22 protein-coding genes are annotated in these 22,305 nt (G+C 37.6%); 4 read left to right on the top strand and 18 right to left on the bottom strand.

Going from position 1 to position 22,305, the window contains the following annotated elements:
- Positions 1-515: 515 nt before the first annotated feature.
- Positions 516-875 carry a winged helix-turn-helix transcriptional regulator gene (locus DRW42_RS27935; RefSeq protein WP_113952152.1) on the bottom strand — a complete coding sequence of 120 codons (360 nt, stop codon included), beginning with the start codon at positions 873-875 and terminating at the stop codon, positions 516-518.
- Between the two features lie 106 nt (positions 876-981).
- On the opposite strand from DRW42_RS27935, the gene DRW42_RS27930 reads away from it, so the two are divergent.
- Entirely contained in the window at positions 982-1,728 is a 747-nt protein-coding gene (locus tag DRW42_RS27930; RefSeq protein WP_113952151.1) for an SDR family oxidoreductase, read from the top strand.
- A gap of 265 nt (positions 1,729-1,993) precedes the next feature.
- Here DRW42_RS27930 and DRW42_RS27925 read toward each other — a convergent pair whose 3' ends face one another.
- From DRW42_RS27925 to DRW42_RS27905, 3 genes are all read right to left on the bottom strand, one after another.
- Complete coding sequence (locus tag DRW42_RS27925) at positions 1,994-2,413, bottom strand: hypothetical protein (protein ID WP_113952150.1); 420 nt, start codon at positions 2,411-2,413, stop codon at positions 1,994-1,996.
- Between the two features lie 734 nt (positions 2,414-3,147).
- On the bottom strand, positions 3,148-3,771 hold the full coding sequence (locus tag DRW42_RS27910) for a hypothetical protein (protein WP_147243821.1): 624 nt from the start codon (positions 3,769-3,771) through the stop codon (positions 3,148-3,150).
- A 118-nt stretch (positions 3,772-3,889) separates the two neighbouring features.
- On the bottom strand, positions 3,890-4,417 hold the full coding sequence (locus tag DRW42_RS27905) for a hypothetical protein (RefSeq protein ID WP_113952146.1): 528 nt from the start codon (positions 4,415-4,417) through the stop codon (positions 3,890-3,892).
- 1,070 nt (positions 4,418-5,487) lie between these two features.
- Here DRW42_RS27905 and ettA point away from each other — a divergent pair.
- Entirely contained in the window at positions 5,488-7,167 is a 1,680-nt protein-coding gene (gene ettA, locus DRW42_RS27900; protein WP_113952145.1) for an energy-dependent translational throttle protein EttA, read from the top strand.
- 136 nt (positions 7,168-7,303) lie between these two features.
- Here ettA and DRW42_RS27895 read toward each other — a convergent pair whose 3' ends face one another.
- From DRW42_RS27895 to DRW42_RS27865, 7 genes are all read right to left on the bottom strand, one after another.
- Positions 7,304-7,690 carry a hypothetical protein gene (locus tag DRW42_RS27895; RefSeq protein WP_113952144.1) on the bottom strand — a complete coding sequence of 129 codons (387 nt, stop codon included), beginning with the start codon at positions 7,688-7,690 and terminating at the stop codon, positions 7,304-7,306.
- Between the two features lie 18 nt (positions 7,691-7,708).
- Positions 7,709-8,056, bottom strand: coding sequence for a hypothetical protein (locus tag DRW42_RS27890; RefSeq protein ID WP_113952143.1), 348 nt, complete (start codon positions 8,054-8,056; stop codon positions 7,709-7,711).
- Positions 8,057-9,010: 954 nt separating this feature from the next.
- Positions 9,011-9,745, bottom strand: coding sequence for a GDSL-type esterase/lipase family protein (locus DRW42_RS27885; protein WP_113952142.1), 735 nt, complete (start codon positions 9,743-9,745; stop codon positions 9,011-9,013).
- A 56-nt stretch (positions 9,746-9,801) separates the two neighbouring features.
- Entirely contained in the window at positions 9,802-12,492 is a 2,691-nt protein-coding gene (locus DRW42_RS27880) for an outer membrane beta-barrel protein (RefSeq protein WP_113952141.1), read from the bottom strand.
- Complete coding sequence (locus DRW42_RS27875) at positions 12,476-12,709, bottom strand: DUF1456 family protein (RefSeq protein WP_029274124.1); 234 nt, start codon at positions 12,707-12,709, stop codon at positions 12,476-12,478. Before DRW42_RS27875 ends, DRW42_RS27880 begins: the two co-directional genes overlap by 17 nt.
- 326 nt (positions 12,710-13,035) lie before the next feature.
- Complete coding sequence (locus DRW42_RS27870; RefSeq protein ID WP_113952140.1) at positions 13,036-14,340, bottom strand: DEAD/DEAH box helicase; 1,305 nt, start codon at positions 14,338-14,340, stop codon at positions 13,036-13,038.
- Between the two features lie 50 nt (positions 14,341-14,390).
- A complete protein-coding gene (locus tag DRW42_RS27865; protein ID WP_113952139.1) occupies positions 14,391-14,609 on the bottom strand; it encodes a hypothetical protein in 219 nt (72 codons plus the stop codon).
- Positions 14,610-14,822: 213 nt separating this feature from the next.
- Here DRW42_RS27865 and DRW42_RS27860 point away from each other — a divergent pair, with 213 nt between their 5' ends.
- Both DRW42_RS27860 and DRW42_RS27855 read left to right on the top strand, forming a co-directional pair.
- Entirely contained in the window at positions 14,823-15,296 is a 474-nt protein-coding gene (locus DRW42_RS27860) for a ribonuclease H-like YkuK family protein (RefSeq protein ID WP_113952138.1), read from the top strand.
- Between the two features lie 99 nt (positions 15,297-15,395).
- Positions 15,396-15,863 carry an SRPBCC family protein gene (locus DRW42_RS27855; RefSeq protein WP_113952137.1) on the top strand — a complete coding sequence of 156 codons (468 nt, stop codon included), beginning with the start codon at positions 15,396-15,398 and terminating at the stop codon, positions 15,861-15,863.
- Positions 15,864-15,871: 8 nt separating this feature from the next.
- Here DRW42_RS27855 and DRW42_RS27850 read toward each other — a convergent pair whose 3' ends face one another.
- The 7 genes from DRW42_RS27850 to DRW42_RS28920 form a co-directional block, all read right to left on the bottom strand.
- Positions 15,872-16,450 (bottom strand): DUF4468 domain-containing protein, encoded by a 579-nt coding sequence (locus tag DRW42_RS27850; RefSeq protein ID WP_113952136.1) that lies wholly within the window; start codon positions 16,448-16,450, stop codon positions 15,872-15,874.
- 100 nt (positions 16,451-16,550) lie between these two features.
- Positions 16,551-17,570 (bottom strand): porin, encoded by a 1,020-nt coding sequence (locus DRW42_RS27845; RefSeq protein WP_113952135.1) that lies wholly within the window; start codon positions 17,568-17,570, stop codon positions 16,551-16,553.
- Between the two features lie 37 nt (positions 17,571-17,607).
- Complete coding sequence (locus DRW42_RS27840) at positions 17,608-19,014, bottom strand: ammonium transporter (protein WP_113952134.1); 1,407 nt, start codon at positions 19,012-19,014, stop codon at positions 17,608-17,610.
- Positions 19,015-19,359: 345 nt separating this feature from the next.
- On the bottom strand, positions 19,360-20,307 hold the full coding sequence (gene mnmL / locus DRW42_RS27835; RefSeq protein ID WP_113952133.1) for a tRNA modification radical SAM protein MnmL/YtqA: 948 nt from the start codon (positions 20,305-20,307) through the stop codon (positions 19,360-19,362).
- Between the two features lie 183 nt (positions 20,308-20,490).
- Positions 20,491-21,144 (bottom strand): DUF8188 family protein, encoded by a 654-nt coding sequence (locus DRW42_RS27830; RefSeq protein ID WP_113952132.1) that lies wholly within the window; start codon positions 21,142-21,144, stop codon positions 20,491-20,493.
- A gap of 5 nt (positions 21,145-21,149) precedes the next feature.
- A complete protein-coding gene (locus DRW42_RS28925; RefSeq protein WP_158544418.1) occupies positions 21,150-21,320 on the bottom strand; it encodes a hypothetical protein in 171 nt (56 codons plus the stop codon).
- 386 nt (positions 21,321-21,706) lie between these two features.
- A partial coding sequence (locus DRW42_RS28920; RefSeq protein WP_208643664.1) for a DUF8188 family protein occupies positions 21,707-22,305 on the bottom strand: 599 nt, incomplete at its 5' end.

Here is a 22,305-nt window from a genome sequence, read left to right as displayed (position 1 = left end):
GATGAAATGGAACGGTACGGAATTTATTCGGTACCGTTTTTCTTTACGGATGCCCTTAAAATTGTTACCCTAAACCCGTAGATGGGCTGCATATTTTATTAATAATGATCAGTCCTTTTCGTTCCAAACTTTACGTGAATTTGGCTTCCGGATTTTTTGCTAATTCATTTCTTTCCCTCTGAACGCATAGCGGCTCGGCTGCTGATTTACTTCTTCTCCTAGGCGCTCCACGGTTTCACGTTCGGGGTCCTCATTTCCCACTTTCCTAGAGATCACCATTCCATAATTCTTCGGATGAAACCGGAAAATCTGTCAAAAAGATGCATTGAAGAGCTTAAATCCATTCTGATGGATGTAAGATCACACCAGGTATCAATTTACCTCTGGGGTTTAATTTGACCTGAACTTAAAAATATTATTGGAACTGCTTGTTTAAGAAATCCTAACTTTAGGATTAGGGCATATAGTTTGGAACAAAACAGGCGTTTAATTTAGAGCGAAACAAGCCGTCCCACCTACTTTCCTGTAATTTCCTTTCTGTGCTGCCTTCCCCACTCTGCTAGATTGTCTATTATGGTTTTTAATGTCATTCCATAATCAGTAAGCTGGTACAAAACCGTAACGGGTTGTGTATCCAGAACGGTGCGGGTTATTAATTTGTTTACTTCCAGATCTTTCAATTCTTTACTCAACATCTTATTCGAGATGCCGTGAACATCGTTCAGTATGTCTGAAAAACGTCGCTTGTTGAAATAACAAACAGAAGATATGATGGAAATCTTCCATTTACCGCTCAATACATCCATTGCATCATGTACTGCCATAACCTGTTTTTTACTTCTTTCTGCATCAGGTGCTAAACAATGATCTTCCATAATTTGTTACTTGGTTACCCAAAAGTTACTGTTACTTTTAGTTACAAAGTTACCAAAATAAATTAATCCCTTATACCTTTGTCGCTATAATTAAAATAAATAGCAAATGAATTTTTCAGAAAAAAATATCGTAATTACAGGGGGTACATCCGGAATAGGATTTGCAACTGCAGAAGCTTTTATTCATGCAGGGGCTAATGTCTGGATTACCGGCAGAAATTTAGAAAACCTTGACAAGGCCGCGAATTTGTTAAAATCCGAACGTCTATTTACCGTTGTGTCTGACACTTCAAACCTCAATGGGATTGATGACCTTGTTAAAACAGTTGCCCAAAGCGGTAAAAAATTAGATGTCCTATTTTTAAATGCCGGAATTGCAACTTTTGCGCCGATTGCAACCGCAACTGAAGCTGATTTCGACGCACAGTTTAATACTAATGTTAAAGGGCCTTACTTTACGCTGCAAAAACTATTACCCTACCTAAATGATGGCGCATCTGTAGTATTCAATTCATCAACAGTAGCAACAGCTGCCCAAATGTATGGTAGCGTTTATTCAGCAACTAAAGGTGCACTGAATAAAATTGCCCAGGTTGCTGCCAACGAGCTTGCAGAAAGAAACATCAGGGTCAACATGATCAGTCCCGGCCCTACCCAAACGGAGGGTTTCGATAAAGCGGTACCGGATGAATCCTTAAAACAACAGTTTGCTTCGACAACAGCTCTGCAAAGAATGGGCAGACCTTCAGAGATAGCTAAAGCAGTTTTATTCCTCGCTTCAGAAGATGCAAGTTTTATAACCGGCGCACAATTGTTAGCCGATGGTGGTTATATCGGCTATGCACTGAAATAACTTTTTACTGGTATTGTGATGAAGAACCCTTCGGTGGGTCCGTCATATCTTGATCCAAAACAGATTTTAAATTTTGATCCGATTTGTTAATGACAAAATTAATAGATCGGATTTTTTTATGTACACACACAAACCACTGAACCGAAGACTAAACCACTCCTTTCTCCGCTTGATATTAGCAACGGATTGACCACCAAAATTGGGGAAGAGCCACTTTTTGAATAATCCGCACAATATTCTCTAAATGCAAAAAAAACTTATTTATTTATGGTGCACAATTATTTGCGTTACGATAGTCAAGGAAATCACCAATAAACCTATTCGTGCTATCCCTAGTTGCTTGTGGCAGATTTACGTTAAATTCCTTATCTTTTGTATCAATATAGAATATTCTGTAATATCGATATTTTTTTGCCAATTCGGCACTACAAACGGTATATGCATATCCATATTGTTCATCGGATTTATTCAGCTTCATGCACTCACAGTATTGTTTTGCTGCTCCCGCTCCGTCCATTTGATTTGTGCATGACAGCAATAGAGCTGCCAATACAAAAAGAAGAGATAATTTCATAATTTGGTATCTTATATGTGCGGCTTTATTGTCCGTTATTTCTGTTTCAGAGACTTTTGTGTCTTTTAAAAGGAATTTATTAAAGCTGTAGCCACTTGACAAAAAAATCATAATAGAGGCTATTGATAAAAAGTCTTATCTATAATACGACAATTACGCTTATCCACTTTTATTTGTCCACCACCACCAGTTCTGTATTTTACAGTATCGGTATACTTTATCAAAAAAAAATCTTTATCCCCTCTATTGAGGTCACATATTGCACGACTTTAAAGCCGTATTTTTTCATTTCTTTATCAGCTATGAATTTAGCACGGATGCTGTTACAGATAATATTATTCCTTTTTACAGAATTACATCCCACAAATAAACAAAACACAATTAGTATGTTGACTCTTTTCATAACTTAAAAATGAAAAAAATCGAGATTAAATGGATACAGATCGAAAAATATTGAATGTTGGCAACGAGGTAGTATATTGATAAAAACTGGTATATATATTCTATAAAATTTTGTCCTTACTTTGTTCTCCAAAGTATTCCAGCATTAGTAATCACCCAAACTGAGAATAGGTGAATTAGGACAATAAAATGATATCCTTCTGTGTTTGCGATTAGCGGCATCAATCAAGGTACAGTCCTTGAGCAGGCCGTCTTGATTTTGATGAGCTTGAAACTTTCAAGTATTTTCGTTGCAGGCCTATGTGTGACTTCCCTCTGGATATTTTTTTCTTCAAAAGTAATACTGATAAACCTGCTTTCAAGGTTTTTTATTCCGATATGCCTCCTAGCGTGTATCTCGGTGATATGCCCCTTTTGAGTTATCCTCATCCAACAAAACGATACTAGAATGCCTTATTAAGGTATTTGTCATTGCCTTCACCTCCATCCCAGTCAAATGGAGTACCTGTAAGCGGATACTGAATATGCTGAAAATTGGATTTTTCGTTCTTTTTAAGCCATTTTCTATAAATTGCATAAATTTCTGCGATTTTCTTCCTTTCCCCCGTAATATTCTTGCCGGTTTTTCTTTCGATAAGGACAGGCAGCATCCTCGGCATATCGCGGGTGAGCATCCTGGTAAAGGAATATAGCGCTTCAACTTCTATTGTAAAGTCCTTCGATTCGACATTCTTCCATCTCCCCCGGATATAGAAAAGTTTATTGCTCTTTACTGTATCATTCTCATAGCTCAATAACTCTTTCAGTACCTGTATACGCATTTCTCTTGTGAAATTCAACGTACCCATTATTGCGCGGTCATCTTTTGCGATAAAGTCGTCTGCCCAATTTTCTGCAGGTGGTTTAATCAGAACTATGCTTTGACCATAAGCCCTCTTGTCCCGGATAAGTGCGGTTTTTTCTAAATATTTCTGCTGGCGGACATTGGACCCCACTTTGTTTTTCAAACGACATGACAATAATATTACTGGGACTGTAAAACATAAAAAAAATAAAATCGTTCTCATTATTTCCCTTTCTTTTTATCGTGATGGCCTAGCACATTGCCGTCATCAAAACCATCATCATTTGAGACATCACCGAACAGCGGTATAAAAAACTAAAGCCCAATGCTTAACTACCGGACTATGGAGCTTCAACAGGATGTTCCTCTGACTTAACCCGCTTATAAATAGTTCCATCATCCACATCTTTCAAACGAATAACAAGATTGTTTTTATCATAAATAATTTTCAGGGTCATTACCAGGCGGTCCCTTTCTTTAAATATGACCACACCATTTACAATTTCCACATCATAGTAATCAACCTTAGTGATTAGTTTTGGAATTTTCCGTTCTGTATTTTCCAGGCCCGTTGTAGATTTTTTAAAGGTAACTGCCTGTTGACTATAATAACCGTTAACCTCCGTTTTTTCATAGGTAAGCCTTATCACTTTTTTAAACTCGGCACCTGGTTTAAGCGTGGTATCTGCATTAATTTCCCACTCGAACAAAATGGGGAATGAATATGGCTGAAGTTTAAATGGTTTTTCCGAAAACGCTATTAAACTTTCCTTCGGTGGTGGTGGTGGTTCAGCCCTTGCTTTTTTCTTTTGGCTGAAGCTATTGAAATGCAAGAATATTAAAGATGTAAACAAGAATAAAAATTTCATAGGCTAATTTTACGCTAAAAATCTAATAATCGTAAATGTCGGTGATTTAAGATAAGTTTTAACTCCGAACAACAGATTTATTATTTTGCCTGAAGAAATTATGGAAGGAAGGATGAATATGCTAATTGACTGCCATTTTTGTGAAATGTCCAGTTTAATGAAGCTTTTTTACATAAATCTTCACCTAAAACCTTTTGAATTTTAAAGATGTTCTGAAAAGAGCCACGATGATCCCAACTTTTTTAATTTTTCTTTATGGATGCGTTTAAACCTTTTGATTTTCATAGGATTTTCTTCGGCGATCTTCCTTCCGGTTTTTTATTGGAGATTGTCTTTCGAACTTCAGTGATGTGTGCCTATACAATCATTTTGCTCAGGCTCCTAGGTAAACGTAGCATGGGTCAAAAGGAGTAGAGATTAGTTTTTCTACTCCTTTTTTTGTATTTTAAAAATGTCTCATTATTGGCTTTAAGATGCTTTTCAACTACAAAAAATCCAGTTTACCGAATTTTTCAAGTTTTATGACGGGGTTATCCTAGGGACAACTTATTACGAAGATTAATGAGCTGATAGATTTCAGCTTTATCTATGATAAATTATTGTACAAATGTCCAGTATCTGTTATATCATCTGCTAAACCAAATCTTTCGAGAAAAGGTATGAAAAGGTTATTATAGAAAAGCAGGCAGCCTTTTGCACTGATCTCTTAAGAGGGGATCGGATTGCTGTAGTTCTTTGAAGTAAACCATTGGCTAAAAACATACCGGATGCTATATTTTTCCGCATTGTTCAGGATCTGAAGTGCCTTGGCTGCCAGCGCGCCCTTTCTTTAAAGCTGATCAAAGCCATTTTTTAAATCGTCCTCAACATAGTCCCTTAGGATATTTGCCTCATACATTTTAGTCTTTTAGTTTTTGATCCTGTTAAAATCGATATCATAGCTGTTACCCTCAAAAGTTATGATATACTTTACAAAGCATTTTGTAATGGGCATGTTGTTCTTATCTTTGTAAGCAATTTCAATATTCCTATCATATAAAAACATTAACTCATTAAATCACCTATAAGTAATGTCTGACGAGAAAATAATCTTTTCAATGGCCGGTGTAAATAAAATTTACCCGCCACAAAAACAGGTTTTAAAAAATATTTACCTTTCTTTCTTTTACGGGGCCAAAATCGGCGTAATCGGTTTAAATGGTTCTGGTAAGTCATCCCTTTTAAAAATCATTGCCGGTTTAGATAAATCTTACCAGGGCGAAGTTGTTTTCTCGCCAGGTTATTCTGTAGGTTATCTGGCACAGGAACCTATCCTCGATCCGGAAAAAACGGTACGCGAAGTAGTTGAAGAAGGCGTTGCAGAAGTAACTGCCATTTTAAAAGAATATGAAGAAGTAAACGAAGCTTTCGGTTTGGAAGAAAACTATTCTGATCCTGATAAGATGGATAAGTTAATGGCCAGACAGGGCGAGCTTCAGGATAAAATTGATTCGTTAGGTGCCTGGGAAATCGATTCGAAACTGGAAAGGGCGATGGATGCTTTACGTTGTCCCGATCCTGAAACTAAAATTGGTGTATTATCGGGTGGTGAGCGCCGCCGTGTGGCCATGTGCCGTTTGTTGCTTCAACATCCTGATGTATTGTTACTGGATGAGCCTACCAACCACCTGGATGCCGAAAGTATCGATTGGTTAGAGCAGTTTTTACAAAATTACGAAGGAACTGTTATTGCAGTAACCCACGACAGGTATTTCTTAGATAATGTTGCGGGATGGATTTTAGAGCTTGATCGTGGCGAAGGTATTCCTTGGAAAGGAAATTACAGCAGCTGGTTAGATCAGAAAGCGAAACGTTTGGCACAGGAAGAAAAAACTGAAAGCAAACGCCAGAAAACTTTAGAGCGCGAGCTCGAATGGGTACGTATGGCGCCAAAAGCACGTCATGCAAAATCCAAAGCACGTATTGCCAATTATGATAAATTAGCTTCGGAAGATGGAAGAGAAAGAGAAGAAAAACTGGAGCTCTTTATTCCTGCAGGTCCGCGTTTGGGTAATGTGGTAATCGAAGCTACTAACGTTACCAAAGCTTATGGCGATAAAGTATTGTTCGATAACTTAAACTTTTCTTTACCTCCTGCAGGTATTGTAGGGATCATCGGGCCAAACGGTGCAGGTAAAACTACTTTGTTCCGTTTAATTACAGGACAGGAAGAAGCTGATGCAGGGACTTTCCGTGTGGGCGAAACGGTTGAGCTGGGTTACGTAGATCAGATGCACAATGACCTGGATGCCGATAAAACCGTGTACGAAAACATTACCGATGGTTTAGATAACATCCAACTGGGTACCAAAGCCGTTAACGGACGTGCTTATGTTTCTAAATTCAACTTCAACGGCGGCGATCAGCAGAAAAAAGTAGGTGTACTGTCTGGTGGTGAACGTAACCGTGTACATTTGGCCATCACGCTAAAAAAAGGTGCAAACGTATTGTTACTCGATGAGCCAACCAATGATATCGACGTAAATACCTTACGTGCATTGGAAGAAGCTTTAGAAAATTTTGGTGGTTGTGCCGTGGTGATCAGTCACGATAGGTGGTTTTTGGATAGGATCTGTACGCACATCCTTGCTTTCGAGGGTAACTCCGAAGTTTATTTCTTTGAGGGTAACTACTCCGATTACGAGGAAAACCGCAAGAAACGTTTGGGTGATGTAACGCCGAAACGCATCAGGTATAAAAAATTAGATTAATACAAAGTCCCGATAAAATCGGGACTTTTTTGTCTGAGATGCGTTACTGACTTCCGAAGTTTAAAGGCTGTGTGCCTGGCAAACTTCGGAAGTCATTCAAAGAGAAGTCAAGTTTTTAAAACTTGACTTCTCTTAATTAAACAGGCTGTACAAAAGGATTAGGCCTTTGATTTTCTTTCGCTTTGCGTTTACCCCTGAAGAAAAAATACAGGTTGATGAACAACATAATGCCGAGGTAAATAGCAAATCCGCCTATTTTAGAGCTTAAAGCTTCGATTAAATTGCGGTAATCGTTTTGATAGATCGTAATTTTCATAATCAGCAATGCAAAACCGATATTCAACAGGTAAAAACCCGTTTCGAAAAGTTTATTGGTTGCATTTGCAATTTCTTCCCTTCCTTTAAAAATATCGAGCATATATACTTTACTGTTTTTAAATAGTGTTTTTGAAACATAAAAAGTCAAAAAAAGTGCAATTGGTAAATAAACTGCATAGCCGATTAAAATTTTTGTCGTTTCCATAATGAAAAGTTTAGATTGTTATTTTATTAATTTATGTATGGTTTTGGTAAGCAGATAGATGTTTAAATAGTGAAGTATAGATAGGATGCACACGATGGTTGCCACTTTTATCGCCATTAATTCTACCAGTTGCTGCGAAGAGGTAATGGTTTCCCACCCTACCAAGGTCATGGCGCAGTAACCAATATTGACCAGGTAATAGGAGACCAACAACGATTTATTGATCTGTTGACAGAGGTCGAGGTGATCGGGAATGAGTTCGGCCACAAAGATATTTCCGTTACGGTAGCATATCTTCCCTACTACTATGATAATGAACACGATAACCGTGATAAAAACGCCATATCCGAGTATATTGTAATCCATAACCTACGATTTAGCTATATCAAATTATTTAACTTTCAGGAAAAAATGAAAATACAGATTAAAAAAATACGCCTCGCTTGAGGCATTCTTTAAAAGATGATTCGCTATTTCCCTTTCACGAAGTAAAAGTAAATTAAATTTATTAAACTTTCAAATATTATTGAAAATTCATTAATAAAAATCTCTCGTCATCTCGAGCGGAGTGCAACGAAGTCGAGAGATCTGTCTCGAGGTAGATCTCTCCCCGCCTGTACGGGCANCGAGCGGAGTGCAACGAAGTCGAGAGATCTGTCTCGAGGTAGATCTCTCCCCGCCTGTACGGGCAGGCATTCCGCTGCGCTTCAGTCGAGATGACGATGCTTTTGTTTGAGTCCGGCAATGATGGCGGAGGCGAAGTTTTTTTTGAAGATTGTTCCTGCACCATGCTAACCAATAAACTAATGGCTAATGAACCAATGAACTTTTCAGCCACGAATTCATGGGAAACACGGCGTACTCCACGCGGTTTGCATCCCTCCTCTATCGTCATTTCGAGCGAAGTGAAGCGAAGCCGAGAAATCTATCTCGAGGTAGATCTCTCCCTGCCCGATGCAAGCGGGCATTCCGCTGCGCTTCAGTCGAGATGACGATGCTTTTGTTGGAGTCTGGCAATGATAGCGGAGGCGAAGTTTTTTTTGAAGATTGTTCCTGCACCATGCTAACCAATAAACTAATGGCTAATGAATCAATGAACTTTTCAACCCCGGATTTATGGGAAACACGGAGTAATATACGCGGTTCGCATCCCTCCTCTTCCGTCATTTCGAGCGAAGTGCAGCGCAGCCGAGAAATCTGTCTCGAGGTAGATCTCTCCATTCCGCTGCGCTTCAGTCGAGATGACGAACTTTATGGAACATGGCGTCTCTGCATCATGCTAACCAATAAACCAATGACTAATCAACCAATGAACCTAAATTAATGCCTGTTTTTCAACGCTTTTTTAATTGCTTCATCAGTTACCACTTCCATTATTTTGTAGCCTGCAAGGTTGGGATGAACACCATCAACCGTTAATTCGGGGCGCTGCCCTTTCCGGTCGTCAACCAGTGGCGTCCAGTAATCCAGAAGCGTATAGTTTTTTTCTTTTGCATAAGCCGCAATCATTTCGTTCAGGGAAACAATAATTTCAGCAGGTTCAATATCCTTGTTCCATGGATATTGATAAACAGGCAAATACTTACACAATATTACTTTAATGTGGTGTAAGCGGGCTAGCTCTGCCATCGATTTGATGTTGTTCATGATCTTTTCGTTGGTAACATGACCGGTATTGCCCGAAATATCATTACTTCCTGCTAAAATGATTACCACTTTTGGTTTAAGGTTAATTACGTCCTGCCTGAAACGGATCAGCAGCTGTGGCGAAATCTGTCCGCTTATTCCCCTGTCTACATAAGTATTACGGCTGAAATATTCCGGGTCTTTCTGTTTCCAGAATTCGAAAATCGAACTTCCCAAAAACACTACCCTTTTCTCTTTCCGTTGCGGTGGCGGTAAAAGTTCGTTCTCTTTCTGGTATTTTGTTAGTGCAGCCCAATCGTCGGCAAAGTTTTCTTTTTTAGGTTTATTGTTTAACGAATCTGTTTTCTGATCCTGTGCGAACAAAGCACCGCCAGAGATCAATAATATAAAAAATAAGATTTTATTCATTGGATAATATGGGTAATACAGCGAAATACTAAACTAAATAATTTGAGCTTAACTATTTATTCTTCGGTATTAATGTTACTGTTTATTTTGCTTCTTTTATTCCCAAACTGGCTGAGGTTGTAACTTAATGTTGCCTGTATAAAACGGCTGATAAACCTGGTCCGGTTTTCAGAAATGGAGTTGTTGCTGATACTTGTGCTAAAAAGCGCACCCTGGTTAAATAAATCGTTTGCCTGTAACGAGAAAAGGAGTTTATTGCCTTTCAGGAAAGAAGTATTCAATCCCATGTTTACCAATAAAGGATTTCCGGCATATAAACTGTATCCAAAATTTAAACTTTTTGAGGCTGATGCATTCACCCTAAAACGTTTACTTGGAATCCAGCTGGCACTTCCGCTCAGTGCCAAAACCTGTACATTTTTGATGTTCTGGTTCATTACAGAGTAGGTATTGGAACTAAAACTGTAGGATGCATTGGTATTAAAAGAATATTTTTTCTGGTTAAGATTAAAATTAAAGCCATTTGATACATTAATCCCACTACTGCGGTTCAGTACATTATCGGTATAAAAAACATTATGGCTATAGGCAATATTACCATTTACGGATAAGGAAAGTTTATTATCCAGCATCCTTTTATTGAGCGAGTAATTACCGCCCACATTATAAATGCCATTCACATTCTCGTAAGTGGTTTGCTGTTTTAAACTGTTAAGTGTATCCCGCAGGAAAACCGTATTGCTTACTACACTATTAATGGCAAATGTACCCGATAACCCGGCCATAACACTCAGTTTTGATTTGACATCGAATTTGTTATAGCTAAAATCAGCTGTATGGCTCGATGTTGCTTTCAGATCAGGATTTCCGATAATCTGGTTCTGCACATCGTTATTGTTCCTGATGGGCTGCAGTTTGTTAAAATCAGGCGAGTTGGTGTAACCATTATAGCCAAAGCTTAAATTTCCGTTATCTTTAAACTGATAGCTTAAATTGGCCGAAGGCGAAAAATTTAACTGGTAGTTTCTAAGTTCCTGCCCTGTATCCTGATACTTACCGATAATGATACTGGGCGAAAAATTTACGCCAACGTTGTAACTGATCCGGTTTTTATTGGTATTGTAACCGATACTGATATTCTGGTTGATAAAGTTTGAAACATAATCCTGCCCTAATGAATCAACCACAAAACTGTTTCCGAATGGATTGGTAACCGTTGTGGTTTGGAGATTACGGCTCCTGCTTAACGAAAATCGGTAAGAAATATTGATAAAACTATATCCGGTGCTGTCTTTAGCTTTTTTTAGGGAATTCGAAAACTGGATATTACCGCCAAAATTCGAACTTGAAGTATTGTTCTCCACCAATCGGTTCAGGATCGAATCTTTAACCAGGATGTTGGTGGTTTCATTATAATAACGGATCATATCATTAATGGTACTGCTGCTATTTCCGCCATTTGTACCAAAATTAAAACCCATTGATAACGAGCGTTTATTGTTGGATAAGCGCCGCGACCAATTGATACTTCCATTTAAATTGGGGTTACTGTTCCTCGAGCCTGAATTAGAACTGAGATCCTGCCTGATAAAACCTGTTTTATTGGAGGTAGAAAAAGCATCATTCTGTACACTTGCTATAGAGCCTGCTAACGAAGCATTAAAATAATTCTTTTTTGTGGCACCGTTTAAACCCAGATTGATGTTATTGTTTAAAGAATTTGAATTATTGGCGCTTTCCCTTAAATCGTAAATGGTTCCCTGAGGATTAAAGGTTTCAAGGTAATTGCTCTGGATAGAGCGGTTGGTACCGTTACTAAAATTGTAGCTTCCGTTCAGACTAAACTCTTTCGAGATTTTATCCCTGATGTTACCATTTAATCCGCCATTGTTCATTTTAGTAAACTCATTATTGGTAATGCCATATCTGCCCCCAAAACCGATCTGTTTTGTTTTTTTCCAGATGCTGCCGTTGGTATTCAGGTTATGTGCATTATTAGTGGCCGAACTCATATTTGCCCCGCCAAAAACACCTTTATCCATCCCAGGTTTGGTAACCAGGTTCAGCATTTTTTGTGGTGTACCTGTTTTTATGCCGGTAAAGTTGGCTTCGTCTCCATAATCATCTATCACCTGGAGTTTTGCAATAATATCTGCCGGTAACTGCCTGATGTAATCTTCAACATTGCTGGTAAAAAAATCTTCACCATTAACCCGCAGCTTGGTCATTTTTTTACCCATGGCCGTAACTGCCCCCTTTTCATCAACCTCAATGCCCTGCAGTTGTTTTAACAGGTCTTCTACCTTATCGTTTTCCCTGATGGTATAGGCCCCGGCATTGTATTCGATGGTATCTTTTTTAATTTTAATCGGATCTACTTTTACCTTAACTTCTACATCATCAAGTTTGATGCTTTCGGCTTTGAGCATAATGGGATCCAGTTCAGCGTTTTTTTTCGAAGATTCAATTTCGTAGATAGAGGCAAAAGGCTTATAACCCAATCCTGTAATGCTGAGGTAGAATTTATTGCGGCTTACTTTTGCGAATGTAAAATTCCCTTTCGCATCAGAATTTGAGCGAAGGGTATCTTTATCGGTAATCAATCGGATACTCACCCCTTCAACAGGCTTTTTTAAAGAATCGATTACGTTGCCGCTTATTTTAAACTGAGACTGTGCGAGAGCGTTAAAAGAGAAAGTGATCAGTATAAAAAATAATAAAAAGCATACATTATTGCTTTTTTTCATCCCTCGGACCTCTTTTGTAAATAACCAGACCGTTTAAAAAATTACGGAGGATCTGATCACCACAGGGTTTAAAATTCTCGTGGTCTTCATTCCTGAAAATATCGCCCAGCTCTGCCTTGGTTACCTTAAAACCAACCAGATCGCAAATGGTAATAATATCTTCCGTTTTTAATGATAGTGCTACTCTTAATTTTTTTAATATATCGTTGTTGCTCATGCTTTTTTATTGATTGATGACTGGAGGATTGAATGACTGAATGTTTTTAGATGTTGTAAAGTTGGAATGTTTAATGACTAATTATCAATGACCAATCACCAATAAACCAATGAATCAGTGACTAATAAATCAATTGTACTATTGGAATTAACGATCGCTAGGCACAATTAACCAATTTAAACAGTTAACCAAAAAAATGACCAATAAACAGTTTTCAGTTGACAGGTTGCAACTAACAATTTAACAATCCTGCAATTAAACAATTAACGGTCGCTAGTCACGATTAACCAATTTAAACAGTTAACCGATTAACCCAATAAACCATCTCAACTTGCTATTTCCAATTTAAGTTTTTTTCCTTTTATTTTTTCTCCGCTTAAAGCCTTTAATAACTTTTCTACTTTGTTTCTTTTAACAGCAACATAACTCGTAGTATCTTTAACTTCGATCAATCCAAGATCTTCTTTTGCTAAATTACCTTTTTGCAAAAATAAACCAACAATATCAATCTTATTAATTTTATCTTTTTTACCATTGGCCAAGTATAAGGTTACCCAATCGCTTGCTTCGGGCAGTTTATAGCTGTCTGATAAAACTTCTTCTTCAATATCTTCAGGTAAATATTTATAATTTTCGTCGGTGGTTAAAATGGCATAAGCCGTTCCTTTGGAATGCATTCGTGCAGTACGGCCATTGCGATGGATATAGGCATCCTGCGTGTAGGACAACTGGTAATGCACAATATGTTCTACTTCGGGTATGTCGAGCCCGCGGGCGGCAAGATCGGTGGTGATCAAAATCCTGTGACTCCCGTTTCTAAACTTCAGCAAAGCCTTTTCGCGGTCGAACTGTTCCATGCCGCCGTGAAAAACATCATGACCTAAACCATTTTCGAAAAGCAGGTCGCTGATACGGTCTACAGTTTCCCTGTGGTTGCAAAAAACCAATGTATTTTTGCTTCCGATTTTGCTTAATAACCTGAAAAGATAATCCAGCTTTTCATCTGCCGGAGCGATGATTTTTTTCAGCTTTAAGTCCGGTTTGGCTTCGATATTTTTTGAAAAATCGACTTCAACAGGCGTATTGATCTTCACAAAACCCGGAATCTCTTCCATCTTGGTTGCCGAGGTAAGCATGCGTTGTTTTAACGAAAGCAGCGAACCGATAATGTACGACATATCGTTTTCAAACCCGAACTCAAGCGACTTATCAAACTCATCCAAAACCAAAGTTTCGATAAAAGATTCGTCAAAATTCTGGTTATCCAGGTGATAAGCTATTCTACCCGGTGTGCCTATTAAAACTGCCGGTGGATGGGCAAGGTTATTTTTTTCGATCCTCACGGCATGTCCACCATAACAGCAGTTTACCTTAAATGAGGTACCCATCTGCTTAAAAACCTGCTCAATCTGTAATGCAAGTTCTCTGGAAGGTACCAGAATCAAAGCCTGAACACCTTTTACATTCGCTTTTAAGTTGGAAAGTAAAGGCAATAAAAAGGCCAACGTTTTACCAGAACCCGTTGGCGCAATCAATATTACATCTTTACCGGTTTTAGCTGCCTGCAAAGAAGCTTCCTGCATCTCATTAAGTGCAGAAATATTTAATTTTTTTAAAGCATTTTCTATCATTCCGCCATAAAGGTAATCATTTCTCTTTAGGGCAAAAACCAGCCCCCAAGCTAAGGTTTAAAAAACCTGTTTTTAAGTTTACGCAGGGTAGAAAAACTTAAGGTCTTATCCAGCAGCATCAACATGTTGCCAGGTTTAGACATCGATGAAAGTACTTTTTCATTAACGGCATCCACTGAAGATAAAATCCTGTCTGTCAGTTCATCTGCAATTTTATTGGCCCTGCTATTCTGCAATAGCTGAAATTCCTCGATTAATTCTGCTCTCATAATCAAATTTTTTAATGAATCTACTAATATTTAACGGGTCAAAAAATGATTTGTTTCAATAATTTAAAGGTTGATTCAAACTATTATCACTAACTTGTTGATAACTAACTTTTTGTTAGCAAATAAACAATCTGCACTTAACACGTATTTAATTTTTAGCGCTTATTTTTATAAAAACCTGATTACCATTTGTTAACCTCAAAAAACACATGTATGACGTGGAAAAAATTTAGTGGCGAAGTTATTCAGTCTTCAATCCTCGAAGAAATAGAAAAAGCGATTATCAGAGAAAGTGAAAACGGTTTTAAACTGAAAGTTTGTATCGGTACCGACTCGCAGGTTAAAGGCGCAACAACCGATTTTGCAACCGTAATTGTATTGTTAAGGGAGCACCATGGTGGTTTTATGTACATCCACCAGGAAAAAAGCACACAACAGGTCAGTATTAAGGAAAGAATGCTTATGGAGGTACAAAAATCGATCGAAACCGCTTATTCCATCTGCGATTTACTCGATATTTACGATGTAGCGCTCGAGGTACATGCCGATATCAACACCAACCCATCCTTTAAATCGAACAAAGCGCTTAACGATGCCATGGGTTACATTTTAAGTATGGGTTTTATATTTAAAGCGAAACCTGAAGCTTTTGCCAGTTCTACCTGCGCAGATAAGATGGTGCATTAATACAGACCTCGCAGGTTTTGAAAACCTGCGAGGTCTTATAATTAAAGGTATTGTTCCCAACAAAACTGCATCTTTGCTGTTGTTCTAAAAAACAAGAGCTTGAAAACATATCGATTAGAATTTACCCAAAAACTCCCTGTTGATTTAGATCAGGCATGGGATTTTTTCTCCTCTCCGTTAAACCTGGAAGATATTACGCCAAAAGACATGACTTTTGATGTAACCTCGCCAGATATGGATAAAACCCGCATGTATCCCGGACTCATCATTACCTACAAAGTAGCACCCTTATTAGGTATTAAGCTAAACTGGGTAACGGAGATTACACACGTTAAGGATAAAGAATATTTTATAGATGAACAACGTTTTGGTCCGTTCGCTTTCTGGCACCATCAGCACCATTTTAAAAAAATAGACGGCGGTGTACTGATGCACGATACATTACATTACAGCATTGGCTGGGGACCAATCGGCAGCATTGCGAATGCTTTGGTTGTAAAAAATAAAATTAACGGGATTTTTAAGTTCCGGTATCAGAAAGTAGAAGAATTATTTGGCAAGTTTTAGTATTAACCTTACCATTTTTTAGTAGAAATGGTTTCAGTTTTCTTTTTGACTTTCTCTACCCTATTGGTGACTAAATATTTTTTAAAGTCTTCTTCAAATTTTTCCATTTTATTGTAAGCGCTGTTTACAATATCTTTCCATGCACCTGCGCTAAGTTTACCCGGTGTACGCTCTAGGGGAACACCAACTTTTGTGGTGGCAACAAAATTACCGTAACGGTCGCGCTGATAAGGTATAAACAACAGATCGGTTAACCAAAAACGGTATTTACCGTTACGGGCTTCAAATACAAAATTATAGCTCAGCTCGCCACTTGGATGCCCCACTACCAACACCGTTTTATCAATAAGCATTGTTCCTTTAGCCAGAACAGACGAATCGGTGGCGCTTTCCTGTTTCATTGATTTTTTATAAGCCACATTAACGAATGATTTAGCCCTCTGCAATAAAGTGTCTTTGCTTAATGATTGAGAATCGACCACCTTGTAATAAATAAACTTACCGTCATCATCTTTAGAAAATTGTTTCTGCTGCGCAGAAAGATGGATAGAGCATGCAACCAGAAGAATAAGAATAATGTATTTCATTATTATGATGAATTTATAGGCTAACCGGATATTTTAAAGGTACAAAAAAGCCGTCCGGATTTAACACCAGGACGGCTTAATATTAATAATTTTTATTCTTTTAAAACGCGTAAACCGCGGCTAAAGAAAACTGACCTGCATTTGGTGCTGCAGCGCCACTTTCTTTAAAGAATGGTTTATCACCGCTATGGTCTAATCTAACCTCTGGAATAAAAGTTAAACCGCCCGATTTAATGTTCGCAGTAAAGGTTACCGCAGTGTATTTTACACCCTGAACCGGACCAACATTTTTATACTTAAAGTACTCGCCTCTTAAACCCAGTGTTACACCATCGGCAACAGCATACTGAGGATAAAGTGCAGCACCTGCATAACCACCACCATCGTTATCGATATCATAATTTGCAGCATTTAAGCCCAATTTAAATTTATCTGTAATCTGATAAGAAGTGGTTAAATCTTCAATAGTTCCGTAACCACCAGCACCTGCGCCAGATAATACATTAAGATAAGCAGTCCATCCCTCAACCGGGGCAACCATTAGCTGTCCGCCTACTGCAGATACACCTCTCGACGCGCTGTACACATTCCAATCGTTAAATACACCAGCCATTAAACTCACTTTATCAGAGAATTTATAGGTGGCTTTGATACCCGCATTCTGGAACGGACCATTGGTAAATAAATACGATGTAGAGTAATTGAAGTTTCCAACCGGCGATATTACTTCGTATCCTATAAATGTACCCATGTAACCGGCTGTCATCGAAAACTGATCGGTAAAATCATAATTCACATATAAGTTTTGGATATGGAATGACGAGCCACCTGCCGCAGCATCCGGAATGGATTGCGTTTGACCCCTCGGGCCGAAAGACAACTCACCTACAAATGAAGCTTTGCCTGTTTTTTTCTTTAAGGCAATATCAATCATACCTAACGATACAGAATTGTGGTCGCTGGCAAACGAGGTGGTAATGTTGTTTGGTTTCTTAGCGAAATCATACTTAAAGTACGTATCAACCGACCCTGAAATTTCAAGTGGTGATGTAGTGGTTTCTTGCGCCAGGGCACACGTAGTGCTGGCCATTGCGAAAATAGCAGTTAAAAGTTTCTTCATGTTTGAGCTTGAATTGAGTTTAGATATTATAAAATCCTTAAGAAATTGGTTCTGTTAATGGACTGTTTTTTTCGATATAGATGGCTCTCTCCTCTACCAATAATGTACCTTGAGAGTATTTCTCGTCGTGTTGAGATGCATCTAATCCTAGTTCTTCTTCTTCTTCAGAAACCCTGATTGGATTGATCAAGTTTACAAGTTTGAAAATGATGAAGGATACTACGAAACTGAAAACGATTACGATTAAAGCACCTTTAAGCTGTGTGATAAAGAATTCAGCGTTGCCATAAAATAATCCATCAGCACCAGCAGCATTAACTGTTTTTGTAGCAAATACACCAGTTAATAACATACCAACAATACCACCCACACCATGACAAGGGAAAACATCTAAAGTATCATCCAGGCTGGTTTTTTGTTTCCAGGAAACTACCAGGTTAGAAATAACCGCAGCAATAGCGCCAATGAATATGCTTGATGAAATGCTTACAAAACCTGCACCCGGTGTAATGGCTACCAAACCAACTACAGCACCGATACAGAAACCTAATACCGAAGGTTTTTTACCTCTGGCAACATCGAAGAACATCCACGATAAACCGGCAGCACCTGCAGCAGTATTGGTAGTTAAAAATGCTGAAACCGCTAAGCTTCCTGCGCTTAATGCCGAACCTGCGTTAAAACCGAACCAACCGAACCATAATAAACCTGTACCGATTAATACATAAGGAATATTTGCTGGTGGAACTTCTTTGTGCTCTAAGTGAGATTTTCTGCGTTTTAAAACCAATGCACCAGCTAAAGCGGCCATACCTGCAGAAATGTGTACTACGGTACCACCGGCAAAATCCAATACCCCCATTTTAAAAAGGAAACCTTGTGGATGCCAGGTCCAGTGAGCCAATGGCGAATAAACGAAGATTGCGAATAAAACAATAAATAAGATATAAGAAGTAAAACGGATACGTTCTGCAACTGCCCCCACCACTAAACCCGGGGTAATAATGGCAAACATTAACTGAAACACAGCAAATAAAGAAAGCGGAATAGTTAAATCAGCTCCCCCCTGTAAATGTGGCGCACCAGAATTTACCCCTTTAAAGAACAAAAATGTTGATGGATTTCCAATAAAACCGCCAATGGTATCACCAAAAGCTAAACTAAAACCAACAACTGTCCATAAAACGGTGATTACCCCTGCAGCTACCACACTTTTGATCATGGTAGATAACACATTTTTACGGTGAACCATACCTCCATAAAAGAATGCAAGGCCTGGTGTCATTAAAAATACAAGTGCGGCAGCAATTAAAATAAAAGCAATATCCGGACCGCTGTATTTTCCTTCGTCAAAATTAGGAAGTAGTGGAATAAATAGAGCGAAAATCGCGACGATCATTAAAATCGCAAAAGGCGCAAACTGTTTAAAGGAGAATTTACTCATAGTTTTTAGTGTTATTTGTTAGTATTATTTAAATAGTATGATTTTTGGTTATTTATTTTTATAAAAATACGACATATTGTAATTTTTACACCATAAAATTGAAATATTTTAACAAAAATCACTGATTTTTATAAAACAATTCAAAATTTAACCTTAAAATTAAAAATAACAAAAAAAACACCTGTTTTTAATATGAGTTTTTAATAAAAACAAAACTTTACATTTCAAGCATTTTATAAGATTATAATTAAAATTTATAAAAAATATGTTTGAAAAACACATAAAAACAGAAAAACCAGTGAAATTTCACTGGTTTTTCAAAAAATTATATAAAAATTTAAATTTTCAATCAAAATACTCAGAACCCTGAATAACTCCTCTTTTTTCGATTTCTTTATCCATATAAGTCTGTATTGCCGATTTATTAAGCCCCCAGTTAGGCGCAATCAGTAAATCCCAGTCAGAAATCCCGAAAAGTCGTTGTATTACAATATCCGGACGTAGCAACGGGATCAGTTCGCACAATAAATCGGTGTATTCTTCCAGAGAAAACAGTTTAAATGGTTCTTTTTTGTATTTCGCCCCCATTATCGATCCCTCAACAACATGCAAGTGGTGGAATTTCACAAATTTAATCTGCGGAAAACGGTTAATCTCGTGGATATAGCCCCGCATCTGCTCCCGGGTTTCCCAGGGGAAGCCAAAAATGGTATGCACACAAAGATCGAGCTTACTATCTTTTAAAAGTTCTACGGCAGCAACAAACTCACCATGGCTACAGCCCCTGTTGATCTGATCGAGTGTTTCATCATAAATCGATTCCATACCCATCTCCAGATCTACATCGAAACGATCGGTATAACTTTCCAATAAGGCTACTTTTTCTGCATCGATACAATCAGGACGGGTACCTACGGCAAAACCCACAATATCTTCGGTATTGATGGATAAAGCCTCGTCGTACATCATCTTTAAATAATGCGTAGGGGCGTAAGTATTGGTATTGGGCTGAAAATACACGATATACTTATCGGCTTTGTAAGAGGTTTTAGCCCTTAACATACCTTCTTCGAGCTGATCTTTAATATTCGGGTTTTTACGCGAAGGCTCTGGCGTAAAAGAATCTACATTACAGTAAGTACAGCCACCATAACCTTTGCTTCCATCGCGGTTGGGGCAGGTAAAACCGCCATCAACTATAACTTTAAATACACGCTGCCCTTTATATTTTTCGCGCAGATACGTGCCGTAATTTTTATATCCTTTTATACCTGAATCTACCTGTGTTCCCATTAGTTGCAAAAATACGCTTTTTGAACGAGACGGAGAGAGCGGTTTAATATATTAGATACGAGATGTGAGATTCGGCGTACAATTAGGGGTTAGCGGTTGAGGGTAAAACAAGTCTGTAAGTGGTATACACCATCCCAAAAAACACACCAACTACACCAATTGTATTATACTTTAAAATGTTATTCATTTATCAGGCTGTTTGCCGAACATTTTTTCGAAATCTGCTTTGCTTTTTACATAGGACAGGTAGTTTCTGATGTTGTAATTAGTTGTATAAACTTTAAACTCGATCTCTGTACTATAATTAGGATTTCCAATGTCATCAACCAAATTATAAAAGCTATTCATTTTATCAGGAACTTGATAGTAGATAATAGGCACAGGTTTCTGCTTAGTACCATATGCAGCATCAGAAAGTTCATTTTTATTTACTGTTGCAATGATTTGTGCTCCATTTTTATCAACATCCGAAATAAAAGTATCATACATCTGGCTATTCATTGAATTACTTGGAAAAAAATAATAAATGCAAAAGAATTTATTTGACTTATCATCAAAAAAAACAGAGGTTTGCTTATCTAAATAGGCCGTATTATCAGCTTGGGAGAGGTTGAATGCACCCTTAATTTCAAAATCATCAAGTTTAGTTGTAAAATTTCTCATGATTAAATGCAGTGTGTCGCAATTATTCAAATATTGTTGTACATATGGTTTACCATTGTTAACTCGTGTGTCTGGATTATCCATAACATTAACAATCCATCGTCCGATGTATTTACCAAAGAACAAGCCTATACCCAATAAACCAAATGCACCATATTTTAGAATGTTTTTCATAGAGTCTATTTTTGAGAAGCAACCACACTACTACAATTGTTTGAATCTAAGTTGGCTAATTCTATTCTTTTAATACGTACTTCTTTAATTAATTCTTTTTTATCTTCCTTATAACTTTTGGCAATATAATGATTGGTGATTGCCCCCGCAATCCCAAAACCTAAGCCTACGCCCAAACCAATGCCTACATTTTTAACTCTCCGGCAAAATTCCTAGATCCCCATACAGTCATTCGATCAGCCTGCACGTAAGTCCCACCCTGCTCAATTACTTCCCTAATGATAGTTCTATTTTGGTTGGTGATGACCTTCACAGCCTCCAAACCTATTGTTATTTATAAGTGCTTATTTAAAGACGGTTCTGTAAATAAAATTTATATATACTTTCTTTTAGACTTAGATGATGTGGAATAATACTTTAAGAACCTTGTATATTCAGGATAGACAGGAAAAATGTAATTTTATATTTGCATAATTTAACACATGGAGATTAATCGAATAAGAAGCCTTATTATCATAAGGGAAACAATACAAATACACCAATTATCCATCCTAGAAATTGCTTACTCATTTGTTTTTTCAAAACGCTTTTTAAATTCGTCTTTTGGCATAATGTAGGTTAAATAGGTTAGAACATTGTGTTTATATTGTTCATTGGTGGGCTCTAAACTTTCATATCCATTAACTGATCCCTCGCTTTCAGAAGTAATTCGGATTGGCTCACCTATCCCTTTAAAATTAAAAACAGGAATAGGCTTTTCTTTAGTACCGTAGCTAGGATCTTTTAAATCCTCCTGATTTACCCACGCAGTTATTCCCTGACCTTCCAATACATCTGACAGTATATGATATTTTTGGTTGTCAATATCATACATTCTTATTTTATAAAATTTATGTTGATTCAAATCCAAAAACGGGACACCAATTATATTGCCACTTAAACCTTTATATCCTATTGGACTTGCCCCAACCCTGTAATGATCAAATTCAACATTTAAAGTATCAGAATATCCGCCTCCCAATTTTGGTATACTTAATTGAATGGGAATTATTTTTTTGTAATATGCTGAAAAGAATTTTTCTCCATCATTTTTTCGTACAGTAATCTTATTATACAAAACCACAAATAAGGGAAACAATACAAATACACCGACTATCCAGC

The sequence above is a fragment of the Pedobacter miscanthi genome, assembly GCF_003315595.1.
In the GTDB taxonomy this organism is placed as follows: domain Bacteria; phylum Bacteroidota; class Bacteroidia; order Sphingobacteriales; family Sphingobacteriaceae; genus Pedobacter; species Pedobacter miscanthi.
This window is presented reverse-complemented; position numbering and strand designations above follow the sequence as displayed.

Coding starts and splice junctions, on each gene's coding strand:
- DRW42_RS27935 (WP_113952152.1), bottom strand. CDS start 875: ATGGAAGATCATTGTTTAGCACCTGATGCAGAAAGAAGTAAAAAACAG.
- DRW42_RS27930 (WP_113952151.1), top strand. CDS start 982: ATGAATTTTTCAGAAAAAAATATCGTAATTACAGGGGGTACATCCGGA.
- DRW42_RS27925 (WP_113952150.1), bottom strand. CDS start 2,413: ATGATTTTTTTGTCAAGTGGCTACAGCTTTAATAAATTCCTTTTAAAA.
- DRW42_RS27910 (WP_147243821.1), bottom strand. CDS start 3,771: ATGAGAACGATTTTATTTTTTTTATGTTTTACAGTCCCAGTAATATTA.
- DRW42_RS27905 (WP_113952146.1), bottom strand. CDS start 4,417: ATGAAATTTTTATTCTTGTTTACATCTTTAATATTCTTGCATTTCAAT.
- ettA (WP_113952145.1), top strand. CDS start 5,488: ATGTCTGACGAGAAAATAATCTTTTCAATGGCCGGTGTAAATAAAATT.
- DRW42_RS27895 (WP_113952144.1), bottom strand. CDS start 7,690: ATGGAAACGACAAAAATTTTAATCGGCTATGCAGTTTATTTACCAATT.
- DRW42_RS27890 (WP_113952143.1), bottom strand. CDS start 8,056: ATGGATTACAATATACTCGGATATGGCGTTTTTATCACGGTTATCGTG.
- DRW42_RS27885 (WP_113952142.1), bottom strand. CDS start 9,745: ATGAATAAAATCTTATTTTTTATATTATTGATCTCTGGCGGTGCTTTG.
- DRW42_RS27880 (WP_113952141.1), bottom strand. CDS start 12,492: ATGAAAAAAAGCAATAATGTATGCTTTTTATTATTTTTTATACTGATC.
- DRW42_RS27875 (WP_029274124.1), bottom strand. CDS start 12,709: ATGAGCAACAACGATATATTAAAAAAATTAAGAGTAGCACTATCATTA.
- DRW42_RS27870 (WP_113952140.1), bottom strand. CDS start 14,340: ATGATAGAAAATGCTTTAAAAAAATTAAATATTTCTGCACTTAATGAG.
- DRW42_RS27865 (WP_113952139.1), bottom strand. CDS start 14,609: ATGAGAGCAGAATTAATCGAGGAATTTCAGCTATTGCAGAATAGCAGG.
- DRW42_RS27860 (WP_113952138.1), top strand. CDS start 14,823: ATGACGTGGAAAAAATTTAGTGGCGAAGTTATTCAGTCTTCAATCCTC.
- DRW42_RS27850 (WP_113952136.1), bottom strand. CDS start 16,450: ATGAAATACATTATTCTTATTCTTCTGGTTGCATGCTCTATCCATCTT.
- DRW42_RS27845 (WP_113952135.1), bottom strand. CDS start 17,570: ATGAAGAAACTTTTAACTGCTATTTTCGCAATGGCCAGCACTACGTGT.
- DRW42_RS27840 (WP_113952134.1), bottom strand. CDS start 19,014: ATGAGTAAATTCTCCTTTAAACAGTTTGCGCCTTTTGCGATTTTAATG.
- mnmL (WP_113952133.1), bottom strand. CDS start 20,307: ATGGGAACACAGGTAGATTCAGGTATAAAAGGATATAAAAATTACGGC.
- DRW42_RS27830 (WP_113952132.1), bottom strand. CDS start 21,144: ATGAAAAACATTCTAAAATATGGTGCATTTGGTTTATTGGGTATAGGC.